Annotated in this window: 15 protein-coding genes; 8 read left to right on the top strand and 7 right to left on the bottom strand. The window is 71.2% G+C overall.

Annotated features, from left to right (window positions below; translation table 11 throughout):
• The first annotated feature begins 22 nt into the window (after positions 1 to 22).
• Genes ACFP1K_RS08615 through ACFP1K_RS08600 form a run of 4 tightly spaced genes read left to right on the top strand, consistent with a single transcriptional unit; the run spans position 23 to position 4301 of the window.
• Positions 23 to 1330: an extracellular solute-binding protein gene (locus tag ACFP1K_RS08615; RefSeq protein ID WP_380748806.1), complete on the top strand. Its 1308-nt coding sequence runs from the start codon at positions 23 to 25 to the stop codon at positions 1328 to 1330.
• A complete protein-coding gene (locus ACFP1K_RS08610; RefSeq protein ID WP_380748804.1) occupies positions 1327 to 2304 on the top strand; it encodes a carbohydrate ABC transporter permease in 978 nt (325 codons plus the stop codon). Before ACFP1K_RS08615 ends, ACFP1K_RS08610 begins: the two co-directional genes overlap by 4 nt.
• Positions 2301 to 3152 carry a carbohydrate ABC transporter permease gene (locus ACFP1K_RS08605; RefSeq protein WP_380748802.1) on the top strand — a complete coding sequence of 284 codons (852 nt, stop codon included), beginning with the start codon at positions 2301 to 2303 and terminating at the stop codon, positions 3150 to 3152. The genes ACFP1K_RS08610 and ACFP1K_RS08605 overlap by 4 nt, the downstream gene beginning before the upstream one ends.
• A 36-nt stretch (positions 3153 to 3188) precedes the next feature.
• On the top strand, positions 3189 to 4301 hold the full coding sequence (locus ACFP1K_RS08600; RefSeq protein WP_380748800.1) for a Gfo/Idh/MocA family protein: 1113 nt from the start codon (positions 3189 to 3191) through the stop codon (positions 4299 to 4301).
• Here ACFP1K_RS08600 and ACFP1K_RS08595 read toward each other — a convergent pair whose 3' ends face one another.
• From ACFP1K_RS08595 to ACFP1K_RS08575, 5 genes are all read right to left on the bottom strand, one after another.
• A complete protein-coding gene (locus ACFP1K_RS08595; protein WP_380748798.1) occupies positions 4302 to 5297 on the bottom strand; it encodes a glycosyltransferase in 996 nt (331 codons plus the stop codon). It abuts the gene before it with no gap.
• A 74-nt stretch (positions 5298 to 5371) separates the two neighbouring features.
• Complete coding sequence (locus ACFP1K_RS08590; protein ID WP_380748796.1) at positions 5372 to 12715, bottom strand: hypothetical protein; 7344 nt, start codon at positions 12713 to 12715, stop codon at positions 5372 to 5374.
• Positions 12716 to 12724: 9 nt separating this feature from the next.
• Complete coding sequence (locus ACFP1K_RS08585; protein WP_380748794.1) at positions 12725 to 14050, bottom strand: hypothetical protein; 1326 nt, start codon at positions 14048 to 14050, stop codon at positions 12725 to 12727.
• Between the two features lie 9 nt (positions 14051 to 14059).
• Positions 14060 to 15466: a hypothetical protein gene (locus ACFP1K_RS08580; protein ID WP_380748792.1), complete on the bottom strand. Its 1407-nt coding sequence runs from the start codon at positions 15464 to 15466 to the stop codon at positions 14060 to 14062.
• 315 nt (positions 15467 to 15781) lie between these two features.
• Positions 15782 to 16762 carry a cation diffusion facilitator family transporter gene (locus tag ACFP1K_RS08575; RefSeq protein WP_380748790.1) on the bottom strand — a complete coding sequence of 327 codons (981 nt, stop codon included), beginning with the start codon at positions 16760 to 16762 and terminating at the stop codon, positions 15782 to 15784.
• Between the two features lie 27 nt (positions 16763 to 16789).
• Here ACFP1K_RS08575 and ACFP1K_RS08570 point away from each other — a divergent pair, with 27 nt between their 5' ends.
• The gene (locus ACFP1K_RS08570) at positions 16790 to 16930 is read left to right on the top strand and encodes a hypothetical protein (protein WP_380748788.1); all 141 of its coding nucleotides are present in this window, start codon (positions 16790 to 16792) and stop codon (positions 16928 to 16930) included.
• A gap of 2 nt (positions 16931 to 16932) precedes the next feature.
• Positions 16933 to 17289, top strand: a complete 357-nt coding sequence (locus tag ACFP1K_RS08565) for an ArsR/SmtB family transcription factor (protein WP_380748786.1) — start codon at positions 16933 to 16935, stop codon at positions 17287 to 17289.
• Here ACFP1K_RS08565 and ACFP1K_RS08560 read toward each other — a convergent pair.
• Positions 17256 to 18266: a hypothetical protein gene (locus ACFP1K_RS08560; protein WP_380748782.1), complete on the bottom strand. Its 1011-nt coding sequence runs from the start codon at positions 18264 to 18266 to the stop codon at positions 17256 to 17258. The genes ACFP1K_RS08565 and ACFP1K_RS08560 overlap by 34 nt on opposite strands.
• A gap of 413 nt (positions 18267 to 18679) precedes the next feature.
• The gene (locus ACFP1K_RS08555; RefSeq protein ID WP_380748779.1) at positions 18680 to 19312 is read right to left on the bottom strand and encodes a class I SAM-dependent methyltransferase; all 633 of its coding nucleotides are present in this window, start codon (positions 19310 to 19312) and stop codon (positions 18680 to 18682) included.
• An 85-nt stretch (positions 19313 to 19397) separates the two neighbouring features.
• Here ACFP1K_RS08555 and ACFP1K_RS08550 point away from each other — a divergent pair, with 85 nt between their 5' ends.
• Complete coding sequence (locus ACFP1K_RS08550; RefSeq protein WP_380748775.1) at positions 19398 to 19994, top strand: helix-turn-helix domain-containing protein; 597 nt, start codon at positions 19398 to 19400, stop codon at positions 19992 to 19994.
• A 277-nt stretch (positions 19995 to 20271) separates the two neighbouring features.
• A complete protein-coding gene (locus tag ACFP1K_RS08545) occupies positions 20272 to 23277 on the top strand; it encodes an AfsR/SARP family transcriptional regulator (protein ID WP_380748772.1) in 3006 nt (1001 codons plus the stop codon).
• The last annotated feature ends 45 nt before the right edge of the window (positions 23278 to 23322 follow it).

Genomic DNA, 23322 nt, shown 5'->3' with positions numbered 1-23322 from the left:
GACAGCCAGGCCAGGAGTGAACATGCAACGACCGTGGAGAAGCCTACTAAAGATCGCCTCCGCCGCCACGGCGGCGGCGCTGACGCTGACGATGACGGCCTGCGGGAACGACGACCCCGGCACCGCCGGGGGTTCCGGCGAGGTGACCGGCCCGATCGACGTGTGGATGGGCGACCCCATCGGCGCCGTCCAGCAGCCGACCATCATTCAGCTCGGCAAGGACTACGAGGCCGCCCACCCCGGCACCAAGGTCAACCTGAGGTTCCTCGGCGCCGACGCGCACAAGACGTACCTCACCAGCATCGCGGGCGGCACGGTGCCGTGCGTGGCGCTGATCGGCAACACCTGGAGCCCCGAGTTCGCCGGGCTGCAGGCGCTGGAGCCGATCGCGCAGGACCCCAAGTCCATGCAGGGCACGTACGTGCAGAGCATGATCGACTCGACGGTGCTGGACGGCGTCTCGTACGCCGTGCCGTACGACACCGGCGTGCGCGCGCTCATCTACCGCAAGGACCTGCTGGACAAGGCCGGTCTCGCGGCGCCCAAGACCTGGGACGAGCTGCTCGCGGCGGCGACCGCGGTGCAGAAGGCCAACGAGGGCGTCAGCGGGTTCGGCATCGTCGGCGGCAACCAGTGGTACTACCTGCCGATGGTCTGGCAGTGGGGCGGTGAGATCGCCACGCAGGAGAACGGCGCCTGGAAGGCCAAGGTCGACTCCCCCGAGGCCGTCGCGGCGTTCACCTTCTACGCCGACCTGCTGACCAAGCACAACCTGTCGCCCAAGGGGTCGGTCACCTGGCAGGGCGCCGACGCGTCCAAGGCGTTCGCGCTCGGGCAGGTCGCCATGATGGTGGGCGGCAGCTGGGACCTGAAGGCGATCCTGGCGCAGGCCCCGGACATGGAGCAGAAGCTCGCCACCGTGCCGATCCCGAACGGCCCCGGCGGCAACAACGACACCTTCGCGGGCGGCAGCAACCTCGCCATCTTCAAGGGCTGCACCAACAAGGCGACCGCGAAGAGCTTCGTCGACTTCCTGATGAAGACCGAGAACCTCGTCCCGGTCACCACCAAGATCGGCCTGCTGCCCGCCACCACCGACGCGCTGGAGCGCGAGCGCACCTCCGGGTCGTTCTCCACGCCGCTGCTCAAGGCGTACGCCGACCAGGTGCCGAACACCCGGTCCATCCCGGCGGTCGCGTCCTGGGGCAAGGTCGAGGGCACCGGCGCCATCGTCAACGCCATGCAGGCGATCATGAACGGCCAGAAGGCGCCCGACGCCGCGATGAAGGAACTCGCCGGTCAGATCGACGCGGCGATCGGCAAGCAATGACGTTCACCCCCACCAGGCTGGGCAGGCGGGCGCGCGGCGGCGTGCCCGCCTCCCCGGGCGCCGCGGCGCCGCCCCCGGCCGGCCCGCGCCGCCGCCGGTTCCGGTTCGAGCGGCACGGCCTGCCCGGCCTGCTGCTCGCGCCGCTGCTGGCGGTGGTGCTCGGTGTGGTCGGCTACCCCATCGTCCGCACGTTCTGGCTGTCCTTCCACGACGGCGAGTACCTGCGCACCGGCCCGTGGATCGGGGTGGACAACTACGCGGACCTGTTCACCGACCCGTACTTCCTGGCCGCGCTGCTGCGCACGACGGTGTTCGCCGTCGTCTGCGTGGGTGCCACGATGCTGATCAGCCTGGTGGTCGCGCTGGTGCTGGACGCCGGGCCGTGGATGGCGCGCGTGGTCACGGTGATCGTGCTGCTGCCGTGGGCGATGCCCCGGGTCGCGTCCGGCATCGTCTGGAAGTGGATCTTCAACGACCAGTACGGCATCGCGAACTGGCTGCTCACCGGGCTCGGGTTCTCGCAGTTCCAGGGGTACGCCTGGTTCAACAGCGGGTTCACCTCGCTGGTGGCCATCACCATCGCGGTCGTCTGGCACTCGGTGCCGTTCATCGCGATCTCGATGCTCGCCGGGCTGCGGGCCACCAAGGGCGAGGTGCTGGAGGCCGCCAGGGTCGACGGGGCCGGGTTCCTGCAGTGCCTGCTGCGGGTGCGGCTGCCGATGATGAAACCGCTGCTGACCATCCTCGGCGTGATGTCCACGATCTTCGCGTACCAGTCGTTCGACCACTTCCTGGTGATGACCACCCCGCCCGGCGGGCCGAGCCACAGCACCGAGGTGTTGTCGCTGCTCACCTGGCTGCAGGCGTTCACCGTGCTCGACCAGGGCACCGCGGCCGCGATGGCCGTCGTCACGTTCCTGCTGCTCGCGGGCATCACCGCGCTGTACGTACGGCTGACCAAGGAGGACAGGTGACCACTCTGGCGGCCCCCCGGGGCCGGCGCTTCCGTCCCGCGCGAGCGCTGCTCTACCTCGTGATGCTCTTCGTCTGCGCGGTGAGCCTGTTCCCGTTCTTCTGGATGGTCGTCACGTCCCTGAAGCCGGACGCGGACATCTTCACCCGCACCCCGCGGTTCCTGCCGGTCGAGCCGATCGTGTCCCGGTACACGGCGCTGTTCGACGGCAGCGTGCCCCGGCAGTTCCTCAACTCGCTGATCGTCGCCGGGGCCACCACCGTCATCACCGGCGTCATCGCGCTGCTGGCCGGGTACGCGCTGGCGCGGTTCCACATCCCGCTGCGCCGCCACCTGCTCATCGTGATCCTGTCCATCCAGATGCTGCCGCAGACCGTGCTGGTCATCCCCCTGTTCGTGGCGCTGCGCACCACCGGCCTGCTCGGCACCTACCAGGGGCTGGTGCTGTCGCACCTGGCGCTGACCGTCGGGCTGGCGACGTACATGCTGCGCAGCTTCTACCTGGACATCCCCGAGGAGCTGGAGGAGGCCGCCATGGTGGACGGCGCCAGCCGTTTCACCGCCGCCCGGCTGGTGGTGTTCCCGCTGGTGTGGCCGGGGCTGGCGGCCAGCTCCATCTACGGGTTCATCACCTCGTGGAACGAGCTGATGTTCTCGGCCACGTACATGCAGCAGTCGGAGCGGGAGACGCTGCCGGTCGCGTTGCAGCAGTACTTCTCCAGCTACTACTCCGACTGGGGCGGGGTGATGGCGGCCAGCGTCATCTTCACCGTCCCCGTGGTGATCTTCTTCCTGCTGGTCCAGAAGCGCCTGATGCGGGGCATGGTCGCGGGCGCCGTGAAGGGCTGAGACCTGCCGCCCCGTTCCCTTTCGAAAGGATCCTCAGTGCTGAAACTCGGAGTGCTCGGCGTGGGCGCCATCGCCACCGTGGACTACGGCGTCCTGCCCAACCTGCACCACATCAAGGACAAGGTCCAGCTGGTGGCCCTGTGCGACCCGATCCGCGACCGCGCCGCCGAGGCCGCCAAGCGCTTCGGCGCCCCCGAGGTGTACGACTCGCTGGACGCGATGCTGGCCGAGGCCGACATCGACGCCGTCGTCAACCTCACCCCCATCCCGGCGCACGGCGAGACGTCCCTCGCCATCCTGCGCGCCGGCAAGCACCTCGCCACCGAGAAGCCGCTGGCCGCCACCATGGCCGAGGCGGACGCCATCATCGAGGCGGCGAGGGCCGGCGACCTGCGCGTCGTGTGCTCTCCCCCGAACATGCTGTACCCCACCCGCATCGAGGCCGCCCGGCTGATCCGTGAGGGCGTCATCGGCAAGGTGGCCTTCGCGAAGATCCGCGCCTCGCACGGCGGCCCCGCCTCGATGATGAACTGGCCCACCGACCCCACCTGGTTCTACCAGGAGGGCTCCGGCCCGCTGCTGGACGTCGGCGTGTACGGCATCCACGAGGCCCTCGGCCTGCTCGGGCCCGCCAAGCGGGTGAGCGCCTTCTCCGGCATCACCGAGCCGACCCGGGTGGTCCGCTCCGGCCCGTACGCGGGCAAGGAGATCACCGTCACCACCGACGACAACACGCTCATCATGCTCGACTTCGGCGGCGGCACCTTCGCCGTCGTGGACGGCACCTTCAACGTCAACGCCGCCAAGGGCCCCCGCCTGGAGGTCTTCGGCCGCGCGGGCACCCTCAACCTGCCGAACAACATCAACCAGAACGGCGGCCGGGGCATCGACCTGTTCCTGCTGGAGGCCGCCGGCGGCCTGAGCGGCTGGATCGACCTGGACCTGGCCCACCTGGAGCCCGCCCAGCGTCGCGTGGACGGCCTGCGCCGCGCCCTGCTGGCCGACCACCTCGCCGACCTGGTCGCCGGGACCGCCCCCGAGGTCATGGGCGCCGACGTCGCCCGGCACGCCCTGGAGATCATGCTCAAGGCCCACGAGTCCGCCCGCACCGGCCAGGCCCTCGAACTGGAGACGACCTTCCCCTGGTGACTACGCGGCGTACACCGGCAGCCGCCGGGCGACCTCGTCCGGCGAGGGCATGCGGGCGATCTCCTCGGCGATCGCCCGTGCCGCGTCCCGGTGCTGCCCGCGCGGCGCCAGCAGGGCGCGGGCGTGATCGGCGACGGCGTCCGGGGTCACGTCCCCGGGCGGCAGGCTCACTCCGGCGCCCGCCGCGCCGAGCGCCTCGGCGTTGGCGAACTGGTCGGCGCCCTGCGGGAGGACCAGCTGCGGGACGCCGGCGGCGAGCGCGCCGAGGGTGGTGCCGCTGCCGCCGTGGTGCACGACCAGATCGGCCAGCGGCAGCAGCTCGGCCTGGGACACCCAGCTCCGTACGGTGACGTTCCCCGGCACGTCGCCGAGCTGCTCCACCGGCACCCGCCCGGTGGCCACCACCACGTGGGCGTCCAGCGTCACCAGGCCTTTGAGGACCGTGGTGAACAGCTCGGGGGTGCCGAACACGGTGCCGAGCGTCAGATAGACCAGCGGGCGGGAGTTCCGCCGGCCGAGCGGCTCGCCCGGCGCGGAGAACGGGACGGGACGCAGCTCGATGCGCTCGTGGCCCGCGACGAAGCCTTCGTCCTGCAACGAGGGCGGGCAGATGTCGACGTGCGGCAGCCCTGGCGCCTCGGCGTTGGCCGTCGGAAGGTCGAACCCGATCCCTTCGGGGATCAGGCGCCCGAACCCGTGCCAGATCCCGGGGATCCCCGCCCGGCGCGCGGCGACCGCCGCCCCCGGCACCCCCCACCCGTGGACGACGAGATCGGGCCGCAGGCGCGCCAGCTCCGGCGCGAGGTCCTCGGCGTACACCTCGTAGAACGAGTCGGCGGGACGGAACGGCCGCAGCCCGTTCGCCGCGAGCGACGCGTGCACGTCCTCCCCCGCGGCGAAGTGGACCTCGTGCCCGGCGTCCCGCGCGGCGATCGCGAGCGGGACCATCGGGTAGGTATGACCGACCGTGGCAAGACTGACGAACAGCACACGCATGCCGACGAACCTATGCCCGCCGGCCCGGTGCCCTGAGCCTCGTTCGCTCAGGGCACGCGTTCGGCGAACGGCGTTCAGAGGACGCCGTCCGCCTCCGCCGCCGTGAGCACCCCCTGCCCGGTCAGGAGCCCGGCCATGCGGCGCAGCAGGGTCAGCGGCAGGTCGGGAGTGTCGGTGAAGGCCAGCCAGTTCCTGTTCTGCGGGGAGGGCGTGTAGAGCGCGGCCCGGTCCTCGGCGACGCCGAACACCACGCTTCCCCTGGCCCCCGGCAGGGCCGTGCCGGAGAGGTTCGTGGCCGTCCCGAACGCGACGCAGACCAGGGGACCGGTGCCCTCGCGGGCGAACGGGAGAGTGAGGGTGCCGTTGAAGACGTGGTACGGCGCGTTGCTCGTGAGCACGCCCTTGGCGGTCAGCACGCGGTCCAGCCGCAGGATCGCCTCCAGCGCATCGGCCGGTGTCGTGTAGTCGTGGTTCCCGGACGGCTCCCGCATGTCCCCGTCGCGCAGCGCGGCGTACATCCGGGCCTCGGTGACCTGCGGCGTCCTGATGGCCGCCGCCAGCAGCGCGAGCACCGACAGGGGCCCGCCGGGTCCCCGCACCGCCGCCACCCAGCCGGTTCGCGGGTTGGTCTGCTTGGGTTTGTACAGGCCGTCGAGGTCGCGCTGGGAGACCCGTAGCACCGTGGGCTCCTGCCCGCTCAGCGACAGGCAGGTGTACCTGGCCACCGGCACGGCCGCCGACCACGGCTGTGCGACCACCCTGACCTGGGCGGACACCCCGACCCCTGTGATCTCGGCACTGGTCTCGCCGGTCACCACGGACACGACCACGCCTCCCTGGGCGTTGAGCAGCCTGACCCGGTACCGCTCGGCTCCCGGGACGGGAGACCAGGTCAGCCGGACGGCGATCCCGTCGTGGTCGGCGGTCAGGCCCGCGGGCGGGTCCAGCATGTCGAACGTCGCGAGCGGCGAGTCGGCGGAGGCGAAGCCGTCGAACATCGCCGCGACCCGGACGCCGAACCCCCGGCCGCGCGGCAGGTCACCGGCGTCCAGGGCGACCGGGCCGCCGATCTCCTCCTGGACCCTGAGCACCTGGCCGCCGGAGTCCAGCACCGTGACCCGGTAGCGCTGCGCGCCCTCGGCCTCCTGCCAGCCCACGGTGATCTGACCGTCCGCGTACGAGGCGGTCACCTCGGCCGGCGGGTCGATCACCGGGACCTGGGCGGGCGGGTCGCTCCAGCCGCCGACGTCCTCCCCGATGACGGCCCGGACCCGCAGGTCGTGCAGGGCGCCCCGCGTCAGCAGGTCGGCGGCGAACTCCATCGAGGTGTCCCCGGTGGGCACGAGCACGTCGCCCGGCGTCAGCATGACCTCGTACGTCGCGTCCTGGATCGGGTACCAGGACAGCTGGAGGGCCTCGGAGGTGTAATTCGCCGCCAGGACGGACGGCAGCTCCAGCAACCGGCCCTCCAGCGTGGCCCACGGCCCGGCCCGGTCCGGCAGGGTGAAACGCACGCGGATCGCGGTCGAGTTCGCCGCGAGCGTCGCGCCCTCGCCCGTGTCCGGGCCGGTGGACTCGCTCTGGACCACCTCCCAGAAGGACGAGCCGCTGTCGATCACGTTGCCGTTCTCGTCCACGGTCACCCAGCCGTAGCCCATGCCGTAGTACGTCTGCGCCTGGTACGACAGGGGCTCGCTGAAGACCGGCGGCGTCCAGGTCAGATGGAACATGTCGCCCCGCTGGCGCACGGCCAGCCCGGAAGGCGCGGGGATGATCTCGAACCTGGCCGGCGCGCTCCACCCGCCGGGGATCTCCCCGGCGCGCACGGCGTGCACCTCCGCGGTCACCACCCCCGATTCCGGCGCGGGCAGCACCAGCTCCCGCAGGGTTCCCGCGACCTCGGTCACCACCCCGTCGACCCTGACCTGATACCGGTCGGCGTCCACCGCGTCGGTCCAGCCCACCACCAGACCCGCGTCGCCGAGCGTGATGCCGACGGCGGGAGGGGCGGTCTTGACCAGCGGCAACGTCGCCCATCCGCTCAGCGCGGACTCCCTGCGGGCGCGCACCCTGCCGTGGTGCACGCCGGTCGCCAGCCGGTCGGGGTCCACCGGCAGGCTGCCGGTGAGCGCCATCTTGACGTCCTGCGAGCCCAGGCCGACCCCGTCCGGGTCGAGCAGCTCGAACGTGTAGCCGTTGGCCCGCGCGGCGGCGTCCCAGACTGCGGTGACGTTCTCCGCGGCGTACCTGAGGCTCTTGAACACCGGCACCGCCGGCACGGCCGTGCCGGAGCCGCCCCCGGAGCCGCCTGAGTCGCCTGAGTCGTCGTCCGAGTCGCCGGAGCTCGAATCGTCGTCGTCAGAACCGCCGCCACCTCCCGACCCTCCGGACCCCCCGGAGTCGTGCGACCGCGAGTCGGCCAGGGACGCCGTCACCACGGCGAGCACCGCCGCCGCGCTGAGCGCCGCCGCGCCGCCCACCGCGGTGGCGGCGGCGTCGGCCGCGGCCTTCGCCGCCGCGGCGACCGCGCCCTCGACCAGGTCCTCGCAGACGAGTTGGAGCGCCGCCTCCAGGGCCTTCTCGCCGACCAGCATGCCGACCAGGACGGCGACCTTCTCGGGCTGCTTCAGCAGGTCGGCGGCCAGCCGGGGACCGGCGAGCACGAACTCCTCGGCCAGCCGTTCCGGCAGCTGCTCCCAGCGGGTGTCCGTGGCGATCTCCACCCGCAGCGGCGGCAGCGTCACGTCGAGGAACGGTTCCCGCGCGCCGTCGATCCGGAAGGAGTACGTGCCGGTGAGCAGGAAGACCAGTTCGTCCCCCTCCATCGTCACGTCCGGCCGCAGCTGGAACGTCGTGTGGTACCCGATCGTGGGCACGAGCCGGGCCAGCTGCCCGCAGAGCGACGAGCCGCCGCCGAGCGACCTGATCGCCCGGAAGACGTCGAACAGCTCGCGCGCCCAGGTGAACGAGGGCCAGTCGAGGACCGTCAGCTCGCTGTCCCTGCCGGGATGCGTGATGTACACGAACCGGCAGTCCAGCGCCCCGAACGGCGCCAGCTCGGCGGTGAAGTGCCCGTCGAACCTGTTGCCGCCGTCGGCCCCCTTCCGCACCGAGACGCCGGTGGTGAGCAACGGCGCGCCGAGGAAGCTGACCCCCGTGCTGAGCTCGAACGACGGGTTCTCCCCCGTGTCGATCGCGAGCACCGGGCCGCCGGTGAACGCGGGACCGGACAAGGTGATGAACACCAGGTCCAAGGGTTCGACCAGGGAGATCTCCGCGTGCATGCCCACGTACCGGTCGCCACTGCGCCGGAACGTCAGGACGGCGCGCAGGTCGAGCGGGACCAGCAGCATGAGCCGCACCCACGCGTCGACCGTCAGCCCGGCGGTGAACGACGGATCGGCCAGCGCCCCCGCCGCCGTTGCGTACATGATCCGGGTGCCGTCGTGGACCACGACGTCGACGTAGCCGGACGGCCAGCCGGCTCCCCGCCCGGTCACCAGCGACGCCAGCAGGCGGCCGATCGACAGGTCGCGGTCCAGCTCCACCGAGAACAGCGCGGGAGACCCGTCGAGCAGCGCCAGCCGGGCGAGGCACGAGATCCGCTCGTCGGTCTCGCCCGCCTCCGGCACCGGCCCGAGCAGGACATGGCCGGTCAGCGCGTACGACGAGGTGCCCGCGACGGTGCCGTGCGCCCAGACGTACACGATCTCCACGCCGAGGCCGGACAGCACGACGCCGGGCAGCAGGAACGGGTTGGCGATCTCCTGGCTGGTCTGCCCGGCCACGGCGGTCAGCCCGGCGTCGTCCACCACCATCGTCACGGCGAACCGGTAGTCGTCGCCGAACACGCCGGTCAGCGCCAGTTCCCCGGTCAGCTCCAGCCGGTCCCGCCTGCTCGGCCGGTAGGCCAGGTGGACGCCGGTGAACGCGACCGTGTCCAGCACGACGATGTCGGGGAGGTCGGCGGCGAACACCGTGTTCGCGGCGTCGGCCCGGTCGACCAGCGCGGACACCCGGACGGACGGCGGGGTGCCGTCCCGGCCGATCTGGAGAATCCTGGAGAACAGCGCACTGCCGAAGTCGAGCGTCGCGGTCACGTACACACCTGTGGCCAGGGCGAGCGGGTCGGCGTCCAGCCCGGCGAGCGGGGAGACGGCCGGCGGGTCGACCGCCGCCAGCGCGCCCGTCGTGTCCGCGGCGACGGCACCGAGCGTGCCGCCGGGCAGGTCACAGACCACGAGCCGCGCGTCGCGGACCCGCAGGACGTCGTCCACCACGGCCAACGCCGTGAACAGGTCCCCGAACCGGAACCCGTCCGCGAGCCCGAGCGCCACCACGTACGACCACCCCGTGGGGTTCGGCGCGCAGAAGACGAGCCCGCTCGCCGTGCGGCCGGTGCCGTACGAGACGGCGCCGTAGAGGAGTAATCGCCGTCCGGTGAGATCCAGCGCGAACGCCGCGTCGGAGAACCCGAGCCCGGGGAAATCGGACGGCACCACCTCGGCCCAGCCGCCGTCCGCCGCCCCCATCGCGGTGACCGAGGCGACGTCGAGCGCGTCCAGGTCGGCCGGGAGGACGACGCCGGTCAGGACGGTGGGGGTGTCGCCGGTGCCGAGCGTCACCGAGACGGCGGCGCGGATCGTGGCGAAGTCGAAGACGCCGGTCAGCGCGGCGACGAGAGGTTCGTCGCGTGCGGCCACGTCGACGGTGCCGCCGACGGACCTGACCGCGAAGTCCGCGCCGCCGATGGTGAAGTGCCAGTCGAATCCGGCGGTGCCCTCGAAGTGGAACCGCCCGGTGTCCGGGACCGCGAGCACCTCGGCCCGCTCGATCGTGATCTCGGCGGGCAGGCCGTACGTCACGGCGTCGCCCGGCAGCGCTAACCCGCCGGAGATGCCGTTCGCGGCCCCCACGAGGTCGATCGTCAGGCCCTCCAGCAGCGACCCGGTGAACTCCCACGGCCCGTCCGCCGGTTTCACGGCCGTGATCCCGATGTCGACCCCGGCCAGGGTGACGACCCCGCCGAGGACGGCCACGACGCCCTCGGCCCGCACCGGCCAGGGCAGTTGTAACTCCGCCCGGACGCGGGTCAGCGCGAGCTGGTCGCGGACCACCGTCCACAGCTCGGCGGCGTGCAGTGTGAACCCGAACGCGGACAGCGCCCCGGTCTCGCCCGTGAACCGCAGCCAGACCCGCGACACGTCGAACCCGTCGTCGAGCGGTAACCCCACGGGCAGCGCCCGGGTCACCGGGCCGGCCGACAGCCAGTCCTCCAGCCCCCGCCACCCCGGCACGGTCACCCGCTCGCTCCACCCGGCGCGCAGCAGCCAGTCGCCGGCCGGGTCGTTCTTCACCAGCCCCGCGTCGACCGGCGTGCCGCCGACGACCAGCGTGCCCGCAAGGAACCCGGCCGACCCTTCGGGTGTCATCGACAGCGCGGCGGTGAAATCGTCGAGCGCGAGCATCTGCGTCCCCGCGCCGGGCACGATCACCCAGTCGGACGCCTGCTCGATCCGCAGGAACAGGTACGCGACCCGGGTGAGACCCGGGTCGAACGCCACCTTGAACCCGGTGATCTCCAGGTCGCCCAGGTTCCCGATCCCCGCGGGCAGCCGCGGCGCGGCGGTGCCGAACAGGCCGAGCAGGTCGGTGACCGACGGCAGCCGCACGACGGCGTCCTCGTCGAGTTCCAGCATCCACAGCCGGCCGTCGCCCGGCGGGGCCGAGACGGAGATCGCGAAGTCGGCCCCGCCGACGGCGACCGTCCCGGACAGCACCGCCGACGGGCTCCACTCGCCGTCCTTGCCGCGTTCGATGGAGATATCCGCGGCCCAGCCGGTGACCGTGACCAGCCCGCCCGCGATCAGCCACGGTGTGGTCTGCGCGACCGTGAGCTCGACCACGAGCACTTCGGCGGCCACGGGATCGGCCAGCACGGCCGCGTGGGTCAGCGTCAGCGGGAAGCCCTCGAACAGCGCCTGCGGCAGCACGCCGGTGGCCACCGCGGGGGACATCCCGGCCAGCCCGGTCAGGTCGCCGGCCGAGATCCCCTCCTGGTCGATCTCCAGGTACCAGGTCCCGTCCCCGACCGCTCCGGCCCTGACCTCGTACGCGCCGCCGCCCACGGCCAGCGTGCCCGCGAGGACGACCGCGCCGACCGGCTCGTACCCGGCTGCCTGCCGTACGGACGCCTCCAGCCGGAAGCCCGACAGCGTGAGGCCCGGCACCGGCGACCAGTCCGTCGTGCCGAAGTCGAGCACCACGGCCGTGACCGTGGGCTCGATCCCGTCCGGGGAGTACGTGATGCTCAGCTCCCGGACGCGCACCCCGGCCAGGGTCAGCACGTCCGCGGGCAGCCGCGCGCCGACCGCGTCCGCGAGGCCGGCGGCGGCCAGCAGCGCGCCGGAGGTGGTGCCGGTCAGCGGCGGCTCGGTGAGACGCAGCGTCGGCGCCGGAGTGGCCGCGGTCGGGAGGTCGAGCACGGCGGGCACCGCGACCCCGTCCACCGGCACCTCGCCCCGGATCTCCAGCCGGTCCGGGGTGAGGGTCACCAGGCCGCCGGTCAGCGTGAGCGCGGGCCGCCCGATCGGGGTGATCGTCAGCGCGCCGAGGGCCGCCGCCGCGGTCCAGGAGAACGCGGGCCCGTCCTCCAGCGCGCCGCCGACCAGGACCGGCGTGCTCCCCGGCACGGTGATTCCCGCCTGGAACGACAGGCCCGGCCGGACCTCGAAGAAGATCCCCGGCTCCCGGTGCGCGTACGTCGTGGCCACGAAGACCGGCCCGGCCAGGTCCAGGTAGTCGTAGGGGCCCTCCTCGAACGTCTCGTAGGTGTGCGCGAGCAGGTACCCGGGGGCCGGACGGGCCGTCCAGCTGGCCTGGAGCGTGTAGGCGGGTGAGACCGTGAACACCAGCTCGACCGGGGCCTCGATCACCGCCGGCCAGGTGGAGGTCCCGGCGAGGGTCAGCGTGACGGCCTGCTCGTCGAGCACGGGATCGGCCGTGGCCGTGAGCGAGTACGCGCCGATCAGCGCCCGCACGCCGGCCTCGGCCACGACCTCCTCGCCGAAGGTGTGCACGCCCTCGGCGGTCCTGGACGCCGCCAGCCGGTCCCGGAGCTCGCGCAGGAGCGTGATCGCGTCGGGGGTGGTCAGCGTGGCGACCTCGCTCGGCATGCCGAGCACCTCGACCGTGGCCGAATACGTGATCCCGCGCCCGGGGACGAAGTCGCAGACCAGCGGGGGCTCGGCGACCTCGGCGCGGTACTCGGACCCGCCGGCGGCGGCGACAACCACGCGGTAGCCGAAGGCGGCGCCGACCGGCGGCCACGACACGATCAGCCGGTCGCCGGCGAACCTCAGGGTCACCTCGGGCCGGAGCGCGAGCCGTGGATCCGGGTCAGGTGGGGGAGTGCTCATGCCCGTGCCTTAGATGTAGGTGAGTTTGGTGCCGGCCGCGAAGTTCTCCCGGGCCATGGCGGCCTTGGTGAAGTTGCTGACGTCTATCCGGTACTTCTCCCGCAGCGGCGACCTCCTGGCGGCGAGATACGCGGCGCCGGTGGGACCGCCGTCGAAGCCGGTCACCGCGACCGGCTTGCGGATCGCGGAGCACTGCATGATCTGGGAGTCGTCGTTGTACCGAAGCACCGCCGACCAGGTGAAACCGGACAGGAACCTGCCGGACCGCGTCAGCCGCGACTTCGCCGCGCCCACCAGCGTCGTGTACTTCAACTCGATCGCGGCGTCCGCCGGCTTCAGGTCGAACGGGTCGGCGTCCAGGCCGCCGCGGCCCCGTCCCCGCTGGTCCGTCTTGATCGCCTTGTCGAGCAGCTCGTCGCTCAGCAGGCCCTCGTCCTTCAGCCACTCGTAGATCCGCCAGAACGCGGACGTCGCGACCCCCGCGTTGAGCGTCGCCATGTCGTGCTGGGCGACCAGGTGGACGATCACTCGCCTCGTCCCCGACTGGGACAGGCGGATGACCAGCGTCGGCCCGAACCCCTCGTCGGAGGGGAGCGTGAGCAGGACGTACTCCCCGACGACCTTCGCCGACATGTCCGCCTTCTCCACCCCGTCCAGCAGCGGCGCCTCGTCCACGTCGTCGCTGTCCACGTTGTTGTCCGCGAGGTGGGCGATGGCGATCTGGTACGGCTCCCTGTTGTCGCCCGTCACGATCGGGATCTCCACCAGCGGCGGCAGGTCGGCGATGAGGACGCCGATGTCCTTCTCCACGATGAGGTCGGCCGACACCTCGGCGACGATCGACGCGCACCGGCTCACCCGGGTCTCGGGCTTGCACGAGTACAGCGACCCGTTCGGCCGGGGATGGTGGTAGAAGTGCGCCTCGGTGGACAGCCGGTCGTCCCGCAGGACGCCGTTGCGGGCGTAGAACGGCACCTCGATCCCGTTCTCCGCGGCCTCTCTCGGGTCCATGAAGTCGATGAACATCTGCTGGTCGGTGGCGTAGAGCGCCCGGGAGGCCAGCCTGGGGCTGAAGACGTCGGGCGGGATCGGCTGGCTGCCGAAGTTGATCTGCACGTACTGCAGGTAGCCGATGCTGACCCAGCCCGGGTCCAGCGTGAGCCCCGACGGGTCGTAGAACGACCGCATCACCAGCGGGTCGGCGAAGCTGTCGTCGAAGCCGATGTAGTGGTCGCCGACCTTGAAGGCCCTGGTCCCCAGATAGGTCACCGCGTCTCCGGCGGTGACGCCCCGCACGTAGTACTGCCCGCGGTCCTCGAACGACGAGAGTGGCACCGGCGCTCCTCAGCTGGCGGGGTGGTAGTAGGGGCCGATCGGATAGTGGCCCGAGGTGGCCCGCGTCACGCCGGGGAACAGGACGTTCGTGCTGTCCACCGTGTCGGTCCTGTCCCCCGTGCCGTACACCTGGACCTTGACGATCTTGTCCGCCTGCAGGACGGCGGACGCGGCGCGGGCGGCGACGATCGACTCGTCCACCGGGCGGATCACGATGTCGCCCAGCAGCCGTCCGTCGTGCACGTCGGTGTCGTACGTCACGCCCTTGCGCTTCTGGATGACCTCGGTGAGATAGAGGCCCTTGACCGAGTTCGCGATCTCTCGGCTCGTGTCCTTGCGCACTCCCCACTTGGGGGTGAGGGTCTTGTCGAGCCGGTCCAGCACCGGCTGGGTCGGATGGTCGTGCGGCCTGGCCTTGAACCCGCACGAGATGGCCACCACGACGGGCTGGATCGTGGCCAGGAAGAAGACGTCCACGCTCGACGCGCTGGCGTGGTGGCTGGCCTTCATGACGGTGCAGTGACCCGAGTTGGGGTACTTGTCGACGCCCGCCTTGTAGCCCATGAGCGGTGTCCTCGGGAAGCCCTGCTCCAGCGCCGGGCCGAGCACCGACTCGACGTCGCCGTGGCTGCTGGACGCGCCGAGCTTCTTGTTCTTCTTCTTGGTCTTGTACTTCTTGCCCTTGGGCGGGTCGGGCATCGCGTTGGTGCCCTTGTTGCCGCCGCCGATGCGCCCGTCGCCCGCGATGTCGCCGCCGCCGAAATATCGGAACGATCCATACGTGAGGACGAAGCACAGCGAGCGGTCGTTCATGTCCACGGCGTTCTTCTTGCCCTTGGGCGGCACGTCCTCCAGGTAGCCGGTGTCCGGCATGTACACCTTCTGCCCGGAGGCCACCATCCTGATGGTGATGGGGATGGCCACGCCGTTCTTGTCCTCGACCCCGTTCCCGAAGTGGATGCTCAACGGTGTTGGCGTCAGGAACTCGGAATCGAGCCCACCCGGCTGCACCTCGACGATCTCGGTCCGCTCGGTCCCCCTGGACAGGGAGCTGACCTCCTCCAGAATGCGGCGGAACGCCGGAAAGATGGTGTTCTTCGGCACCGACGCCTTGTCGTACAGCGGATTCAGGAAGATCTTCCCCGGAACGAACCGCGGCACGACCGCCGCCTTCTTCTTCTTGACCTTCGACACCTGCTTGACCTGCAACACCCCGTGCAGCCCCGCCTGATGGTCGGCGTGGAAATGGCTGACCATCAGGTACAGGTCCTTGTAGAACCCCCGCCCGGACACCACACCCTGGGTCTTCAGCATCCTGACGACGTCGTCACTGTAGGAGCTGTCGCCCCCGTCGATCAGCAGCGCCTTCTTCACCGTCCCCGCCAGCGGCACCCCTTTGGCCACCGCGAACGGCACGTAATCGATCGGTTCCCCTGGAACGCTCCAACCTTTGCCCTCGATCTTCCCCTTCACCGCTTCCACATCCCGGTGAATGATCAGAACCGAGTCCCCTTGACTGACATTGATGATGTGAATTTCCAGGCACGCGGTAACAGCCATCAAGGCCCCTCACAAATCACCCCCGATGGCGAACTATCCCCATAAGCCCCCCCGCGCCCAGACCATACGTTGGCACGTGCCAACGCGTCCACGTCCGCATCCGGACCTACCCGGCCCCCGGCTTTTCGTGGTATTTACCTGCTCATCCGCACAAAACAGCCGCCTGTGGCGTCAGCGGTGGGTGCTCAGGAGGGCGTGATGGTCGGCGCCGGTGGGGTCGTGCGGGTCGATGTGGACGGTGGCGGCGCGGAGGCGGGGGAGGTCGTGGATGAGGCGGTGCTCGGCCTCGACGGCGACCGCGTGCGCGTCGACCAGGGAGAGGTCGTGGTCGACGAGGATCTCGACCTCGGCGTGCAGGGCGTGGCCGATCCAGCGCAGGCGGATCGAGCCGGCGTGGCGGACGCCGGGGACGGCCAGGAGGATCCGCTCGGCCGCGTCGATCAGCGCGGGGTCCACGGCGTCCATCAGGCGGTGGTAGATCTCGCGGGCGGCGTCCCGCAGCACGAAGCAGATGGCCGCGGTGATGAGCAGGCCGACCAGGGGGTCGGCGAGGGGGAAGCCGAGCGCGGCACCCCCGGCGCCGAGCAGCACGGCGAGTGAGGTGAAGCCGTCGGTGCGGGCGTGCAGGCCGTCCGCGACCAGGGCCGCCGAGCCGATCTCCCGGCCGACCCTGATCCGGTACCGGGCCACCCACTCGTTCCCGGCGAACCCGATCACACCCGCCACCGCCACCCAGCCCAGGGCATGCACGTCCTGCGGGTCGATCAGCCGTTTGACGGCCTCGTACCCCGCCAGCCCGGCCGAGACCGCGATGACCAGCACGATGGCGATCCCCGCCAGATCCTCGGCCCGCCCGTAGCCGTAGGTGAACCGCCGCGTGGCGGCCCGCCGCCCGAGTGAGAACGCGATGGCCAGCGGCACGGCGGTGAGCGCGTCCGCGAAGTTGTGCAGCGTGTCGCCGAGCAGCGCCACCGACCCGGAGACCCCGACGATCACCGCCTGGACCACGGCCGTCACCACCAGCACGGCGAACGAGACCCCGAGCACCCGCAGCCCCCGCTCGCTGGACTCCAGCGCCGCATCGGTCTTGTCCGCACTGTCATGACTGTGCGGCGTCACCACATGCCCCACCTTGGCCAGCAACGCCCCCACCCCCCGCCCCGCCCCACGCCCGTCCGCATGGCCATGCCCGTGCCCGTGGCCGTGATCGTGCCCCTGACCGTGATCGCGTCCATCGCCGGAGTGACCGGAGCCGTGCCCGTGACCATGCATGAGGGTTCCTCGTTTGCCAAAGACGTCGAGGCCGACCAGTATATGTAGTCATGTACGCACGCGACAACGTATCAGGTGCCAACCCTTCGCAGGAGCAACCCACCTCCGCCCAGGTGGACACCGCCGTGGAGGCGTTCCGCATGCTCAGCGACCCCACCCGCCTGCGCCTCATGTGGCTGCTCTCCTCCGGCGAGTACGACGTCGGCTCCCTCGCCGAGGCCGTCGGCGCCCCCCGTCCCTCGGTGTCGCAGCACCTGGCCAAGCTGAGGCTCGCCGGCCTGGTCGACACCCGCAGGGAGGGCCGCCGCGTGCGCTACCGCGCCAGGGACGCCCACGTCCGCGCCCTCATCGCCGAGGCCCTCTTCCACGCCGATCACGAGGTCTCCGGCCTGCCCCGCCACGACTGATCCCGGACGGAACGGCGCGCGACACGAACGGTGACGAACAGGAGCGCGAGCATGGCGACGACCAGAACGGTCTGACCTATCAGGTTGGCCGTGGTCGCGACGCCCGAGAGGTACAGCAACACGTAGCCCGTCCACATATAGGTCAACAGCGCGCCGCCGGCCACGGCGACCCGGTGCACCGCGGTCCACCCCTGGCGTCCGGACCACCGGACGACCAGGACCCCCATCGCCGCGAGCAGCAAGCCCCCCATGACGGCCCCCGCCACGCTCTCGGGCCGCGCGACGAACGCCCCGGTCAGCACGAACATCAGCCCACCGGCCGCCCACGGACGGGGAGTCCGCCGATCGGCCATGGGCCCCTCCCGCCGCCTGACGGCGAACGCGGCGACGACCAGGACGGCCGTCACCACCCCGGCGCCGATCAGCTGCGGGGCGGGCGCGACGAAGCTCCTCGCGTGGTCGTCGAGGATGATCCAGCAGCCGAACAGGAACACCACGCCGGTCACGACCAGCCCGGTCCGCCCGAGCCACGGCGTCGTGCTCCGCCTCGGCACCAGCGCCTCCATGATCGCGATCGGGATCCCGATGCTCCATATCGCGTGCCCCGCGACGAAGGTCTCGGCGTAGAAGGCGCTGAATCCGAGCCCCGGGACGGCGGCGAGACTCGTGAAGTCGTACCGCCCGTCATAGTTGGAGTTGAACAGCGCCTGGTCCAGCAGCCCCGGCTGGAACACGCCGTACGCCGCGGCGAGCAGCAGGATGGCCGTCCACCCGCGCCCGGCCCGCCGCGCGGCCTCCCGCACCAGGATGGCCCCGCCGCCGTACATCGGGGCAAGGAAGATCACCCCGGCGATCTCCGAGGCCGGGACGTTGCCGAGCAGGTACTCCCCGGTCAGCGGCGCCAGGAAGAACAGTCCGAGAGCAGGCGCGACACGTGCCGCCATCCTCGGTCGCACCACGGCGGAGGTCTCGTGCATGACCGAACGCTAGGCACCCACCGTCCACCCGCACATCGGCCATCAGCATCGTCCGAACCGACCGCGGTAGCCCGTGCCACACCCCCCACCCGACCAAAGTAGGCGACCCGCGCGACTTAGGTTCCCCGTCAGGCCATTCGGGTGTGATTAGGCTCGCCGGGTAAGGAATGTCGGGGCGAGCAGAAAAGCACCACCACGTCGCTCAGCATTTCAAACCACTGAACGTGCCCAAGGCCGGGCTCGCCTGATGTGTCGCACAAGTATATTTGCCGGCGACCGCCCCACTGGTGATCGTGACAGCCGCACCCCCGGACCCCGTACATCACAATTGACAATGATGTCCTTTTCCGGACTTATCCCACCCAGAGAATATGAAACCAATTCACTGCGGACGCGTACGGCTACTGGTGCGATCAGTGGAGGCGGGTGGCGCGTACGACGACGTCGTGGAGGGGGACCGTTCGGCCGTCGGGGGCGGTGGGTGTGCGGAGGTGCTCTTCGGCGGTGGCGATGGTCCACTGCGTGTGGTCCAAGCGTGCGGTGATGGCCGCGGGGGTGGCGGACGCCTCGGCGGGAGGGTGGTGCGCGTGGCCGGTGGCGTCCGGGGTGTGCAGGTGGCCCACGATGAGCAGGGTGCCGCCGGGTGCCACCCAGCCGGCGATGCGGTCGTAGAACTCCAGCTGGGGCATGGCGGGGTGGGCGTAGTGGGTCGTCACCAGGTCGAACCGCGTGTCCGGGCTCCAGACGCTCAGATCGGCCTCGACCCACCGCAGGCGCTCGGGGGTCGAGGTCGACCTCGCGCGCTCGGCGGCGCGGGCGAGGGCCTCGGACGAGATGTCGGCCGCGGTGACGTGCCAGCCGCGGGAGGCGAGCCAGATCGCCTCGGCGCCGCTGCCGCAGCCCGCGTCCAGTGCCGTGCCCGGCGTCAGGGCGCCGGTCTCACTGGCGAGGTACGGGTTCGGCGGGTTGCCGTCCATGGATCCGGGGCCCCCGGCACGCCCCTGCCAGTGCCGCTCCCAGTAGTCCTTGTCGAATTCGTGCGTCATAGGTCGTCCTCCCCGTTTCGTGCTTCATGGTGCCGACGGAGAGGGCTGATGTGCAAACGTTGTTGCCGAATGGCAAAATGGCGGGGTGGACGAAGCCATCGATCGCACCCTTGACGCCGTCGGACCGAGGTTGAAACGCCTCCGGCTGCATCGCGACGTCACCCTCGCCCAGCTCGCGGAGGAGACCGGCATCTCCACCAGCACCCTGTCCCGGCTGGAGGCGGGCCTGCGACGCCCCACGCTCGAACAGTTGCTTCCGCTCGCCCGCGCCCACAGAGTCACCCTCGACGAGCTGGTAGACGCGCCACCGACCGGCGACCCCCGCGTCAACCTGCGTCCCATCCCCTCCGGCGACGGCTCGGTCATCCTGCCCCTGACCCGTAGCCCGGGAGGAATCCAGGCCTACAAGTTCATCCTCCCGACCGGAACCGACGACGCCGAACCCGGCCTGCGCACCCACGAGGGCTACGACTGGGTCTACGTCCTCAACGGGACACTCCGCCTGGTACTCGCGGAACACGACCTGATCCTCAAACCCGGCGAGGCCGCCGAGTTCGACACCCGCACCCCGCACTGGTTCGGAGCCACCAGCGCCGGCCCCGTCGAATTCCTGAGCCTCATCGGCAAACAAGGCGAACGCGCACACCTCCGCGCGGCCCCGAGACCGGGCCCGGCCGAGTAGGAAGGCTCAGCCACAGGCCGAAGTCGCCGGAATCCGCCACACCGCGATGCCTGTCCGAGGGGGATGCGGGCGATCGGCCGGGCGGGTACCGGCTCGGCCGGTGAGATGGCACACTGGGCCACGACGAGGCTCCGCGCGAGTGTTCCGTGAGAAGACCCTTGCCGGCGGGAGTCTCGTCTCAGGGGGAAACACCTCAAGCGTGATCAGGTCGCGGTCTCGCTCGCCAGGCCTTCCGCACGCGCACACGCACGATCCTTGAACGGCCGTGGGGTGAACGGTGACGGTGGAGTTTCGGCTGCTGGGGCTGGTCGAGGTCGTATCCAAGGGTGTAGCCGTCCCGCTGGGCGGGTCCAAGCCGCAGACATTGCTCGCCACGCTCTTGTTACAGCGCGGGCAGGTGGTTCCCACCACGCGATTGGTCGATGTGATCTGGCCGCACCACCCGCCGGAAACCGCACGGGCGGTGATCCAGACCTACGTCAAGTCATTGCGCCAGGCATTGGCCCGGCACGGTCTGCTCGAGGTGATCGTCACCAGGGCTCCCGGCTACATGGCCCAGGTTTCCCCGGGAGAGCTGGATCTGGAGATCTTCGAGCGGCTGGTCGGCGAGGGCCGGCATGCGGCGACGCCGCAGGTGGCGGCCGACCGGCTGGAGGCGGCGCTGGCGTTGTGGCGCGGTCCGGCGCTGGCCGGGCTGGAGGATTCGCTGCTGGCCGGTGAGGCAGCCCGGTTGGAGCAGTTACGCCTGACCGTCACCGAGGAACGTATCGCGGCCGACCTGGAGCTGGGCCGCCAGGAGCGGGTGGTGACCGAGCTGGCGGCTCTGGTGGCCGGGAATCCCGCCAACGAGCGGCTGCGCGGGCAGTACATGGTCGCTTTGTATCGGCTGGGGCGGCAGTCAGACGCGCTGGCCACCTACCGGGAGGGCCGGAAGGCGCTCATCGACGAGCTCGGCGTGGACCCGGGCCCGGAGTTGTCAGGCATCCACACCTCGATCCTCCGCGCCGACACCGGCCTGCTGGGCAAGCCCGCCGAACCAGTGGCGCGCGACGTCATGCCGGCGCAGCTGCCGGTGGTGCCGGCCGACTTCACCGGCCGCGCCGCTCAGATCGCCGCTCTGGCCGAGGCGCTGATGCCGCGTCCCGGCAGCTGGGCGGGACCCGTACAGGTGGTCGCCGGGCAGGGCGGGAGCGGCAAGTCCACGCTGGCCGCCCGGGTCTGCCGCCAGCTCGCCGCGAGCTTTCCCGACGGCCAGTTGTACGCCGAGCTGCGCGGCACGAGCGAGGCGCCCGCCGATCCGGCCGAGGTGCTCGGCAGGCTGCTGAAGGCACTGGGGATGGACACGGCGCGACTGCCGGTGAGCCTGGAGGAGCGCACCGAGCGTTACCGGAGCATCCTGGAGGGCCGCCGGGTGCTGGTCCTGCTGGATGACGCCGCTTCGGCGAGCCAGTTGCAGCCCCTTCTGCCCGGCAGCCCCGCCTGCGCGGTGCTCATCACCGCCCGGGATCGGCTGGGTGACCTGGCCGGAGCCGGCCATCTGGATCTCGACGTCCTGGATCTCGAAGAGGCCGTCGAGCTGCTGGAGCGGATCGTCGGCGCCGGCCGGGTACGCGCGGAACAGGGCGCGGCCCGTCAGATCGTCGAGTATTGCGGGCGGCTTCCTCTGGCGATCCGGATCGTCGGCGCCCGCCTGGCCACGCGGCAGCGCTGGCCCCTGCGGCTGCTCGCGGATCGGCTCGCCGGCGAGCACCGCCGCCTCGACGAGCTGGTCCTGGCGGATCTGGCCGTACGGGCGAGCCTGCACCTCAGTTACCAGGGCCTGGAGCCCGGTGCGCGGAGCGCGTTGCGGCGCCTGGGCTATCTGGGCGTGCCCGCGTTCGGCAGGTGGATCGTGGCCTGGCTGCTGGACTGCGGTGAGGAGAAGGCCGAGGAGCTCATCGAGTGCCTGGTGGATGCCCACCTGGCGGACATCAGCAGCGTCGACGATCTCGGCGTGGTGCGGTACCGGATCCACGACCTCGTACGGATCTTCGCCAGGGAGCGCGCCGAGGAAGAAGATCCGGCGGCGGTGCAGACGGAGGCCGTGGCCCGGGTGCTGCGTAACTGGCTGGGCATCATCGACCAGGCGGTGGCCGACTCGCCGCCGGATGAGATCCAGTGGCAGCGCCCGGCGGTCGACGTCCTGGGTACCGGCACGGTGCCCGCGACCCCGGACTGGTTCGAGGCCGAGCAGCCGGCCCTGGTGGTGGGCGTGGAACGGGCGGCTTCCCTGGGGTTGCACGACCTGGTGTGCCACTTCGCCTCGGCCCGGCTGGGTCCGTCGTTCCTGGGTGTCAACCGCTTCGAGGCGCGCGAGCGGATCAACGCCGCGGCCCTGGCCGCGGCCCGACGCGCCGGCGACCTGCGCGGCGAGGCCATCCTGCTGGCCGAGCTGGGCCATCTTCGCTACCTTCAGGACCGCTTCGTCGAGGCGCAGCGCCACTACACCCAGGCGCTGGACGTCTTCCGGCAGCTCGGCGAGCCCCACGGACAAGCCGTGGCGCTGGTCGGCCTGGGGACCACCTGCCGCGAACCGGGCCGCCTGCCAGAGGCCTCCTACTTCCTGGAACAGGCGAGTGCCCTGGTACAGGAGATCGGGGACAAGGCCGGGATCGCCTATGTTCAGCGCCTGGCCGGCTCGGTGCGGCTGGAACGCGGTGACTTCCCGGGCGCCTGGACCAGGCTGGCGGAATCCCTCGATGCGTACCGGCAGCTGGGCAGCAGGCGCGGAGAGGGAACGACGCTGCGGACCATGAGCCTGTACCATCGCGCGGTCGGCGAGCTCGATGAGGCACTCACGACGGCCGGCGCGGCCCTCACCATCTTCCGGCAACTGGGCGACCGTCTCATGACGGCCTATGCCGTACGCACCAAGGCCAAGGCCGAGCTGCGGCTGGGCCGGGTGACCGAGACGCTGGAACCCCTGGAGTGGTGCCTGTCGGTCTGTCAGGCCATGGGCGACCGCTGGGGTCAGGCGATCAGCCTGCGCACCCTCGGCGAGCTGCATCTGGCCGCCGGCCGGCTGGACGACGCCGAGGACTGCCTGACCTCCGCGATCGAGCTGTGGGAGGAGATGGACGCACCCCTGTGGCGAGCCCGGGCCGAACGAGATTTGGCGCTTCTGCTGGAGGCACGTGGTCTCGGCGCGGCCGCCGCAGACGTACACGCCCGAGCCCTGAAAACCTTTTTCGACCACGGAGCCCGCGAGTACACCGAGCTCACCGCCGTGGGAAAAGCGCTGTAAACGGCCGCTCCACGCACTTACAGAGAGGTTTCAGCGGCAGCCTCG

It is taken from the genome of Sphaerisporangium aureirubrum (assembly GCF_042658925.1).
GTDB lineage: Bacteria > Actinomycetota > Actinomycetes > Streptosporangiales > Streptosporangiaceae > Sphaerisporangium > Sphaerisporangium aureirubrum.
Note: the sequence above shows the minus strand (reverse complement) of the source record. Positions and strands in the feature narration are given on the sequence as shown.

Bases quoted from the DNA above. Each gene is read 5' to 3' on its own strand.
- ACFP1K_RS08610 (WP_380748804.1), top strand. From the start codon at position 1,327: ATGACGTTCACCCCCACCAGGCTGGGCAGGCGGGCGCGCGGCGGCGTG.
- ACFP1K_RS08615 (WP_380748806.1), top strand. From the start codon at position 23: ATGCAACGACCGTGGAGAAGCCTACTAAAGATCGCCTCCGCCGCCACG.
- ACFP1K_RS08595 (WP_380748798.1), bottom strand. From the start codon at position 5,297: ATGCGTGTGCTGTTCGTCAGTCTTGCCACGGTCGGTCATACCTACCCG.
- ACFP1K_RS08590 (WP_380748796.1), bottom strand. From the start codon at position 12,715: ATGAGCACTCCCCCACCTGACCCGGATCCACGGCTCGCGCTCCGGCCC.
- ACFP1K_RS08555 (WP_380748779.1), bottom strand. From the start codon at position 19,312: ATGACGCACGAATTCGACAAGGACTACTGGGAGCGGCACTGGCAGGGG.
- ACFP1K_RS08560 (WP_380748782.1), bottom strand. From the start codon at position 18,266: ATGCACGAGACCTCCGCCGTGGTGCGACCGAGGATGGCGGCACGTGTC.
- ACFP1K_RS08570 (WP_380748788.1), top strand. From the start codon at position 16,790: ATGGCCATGCCCGTGCCCGTGGCCGTGATCGTGCCCCTGACCGTGATC.
- ACFP1K_RS08565 (WP_380748786.1), top strand. From the start codon at position 16,933: ATGTACGCACGCGACAACGTATCAGGTGCCAACCCTTCGCAGGAGCAA.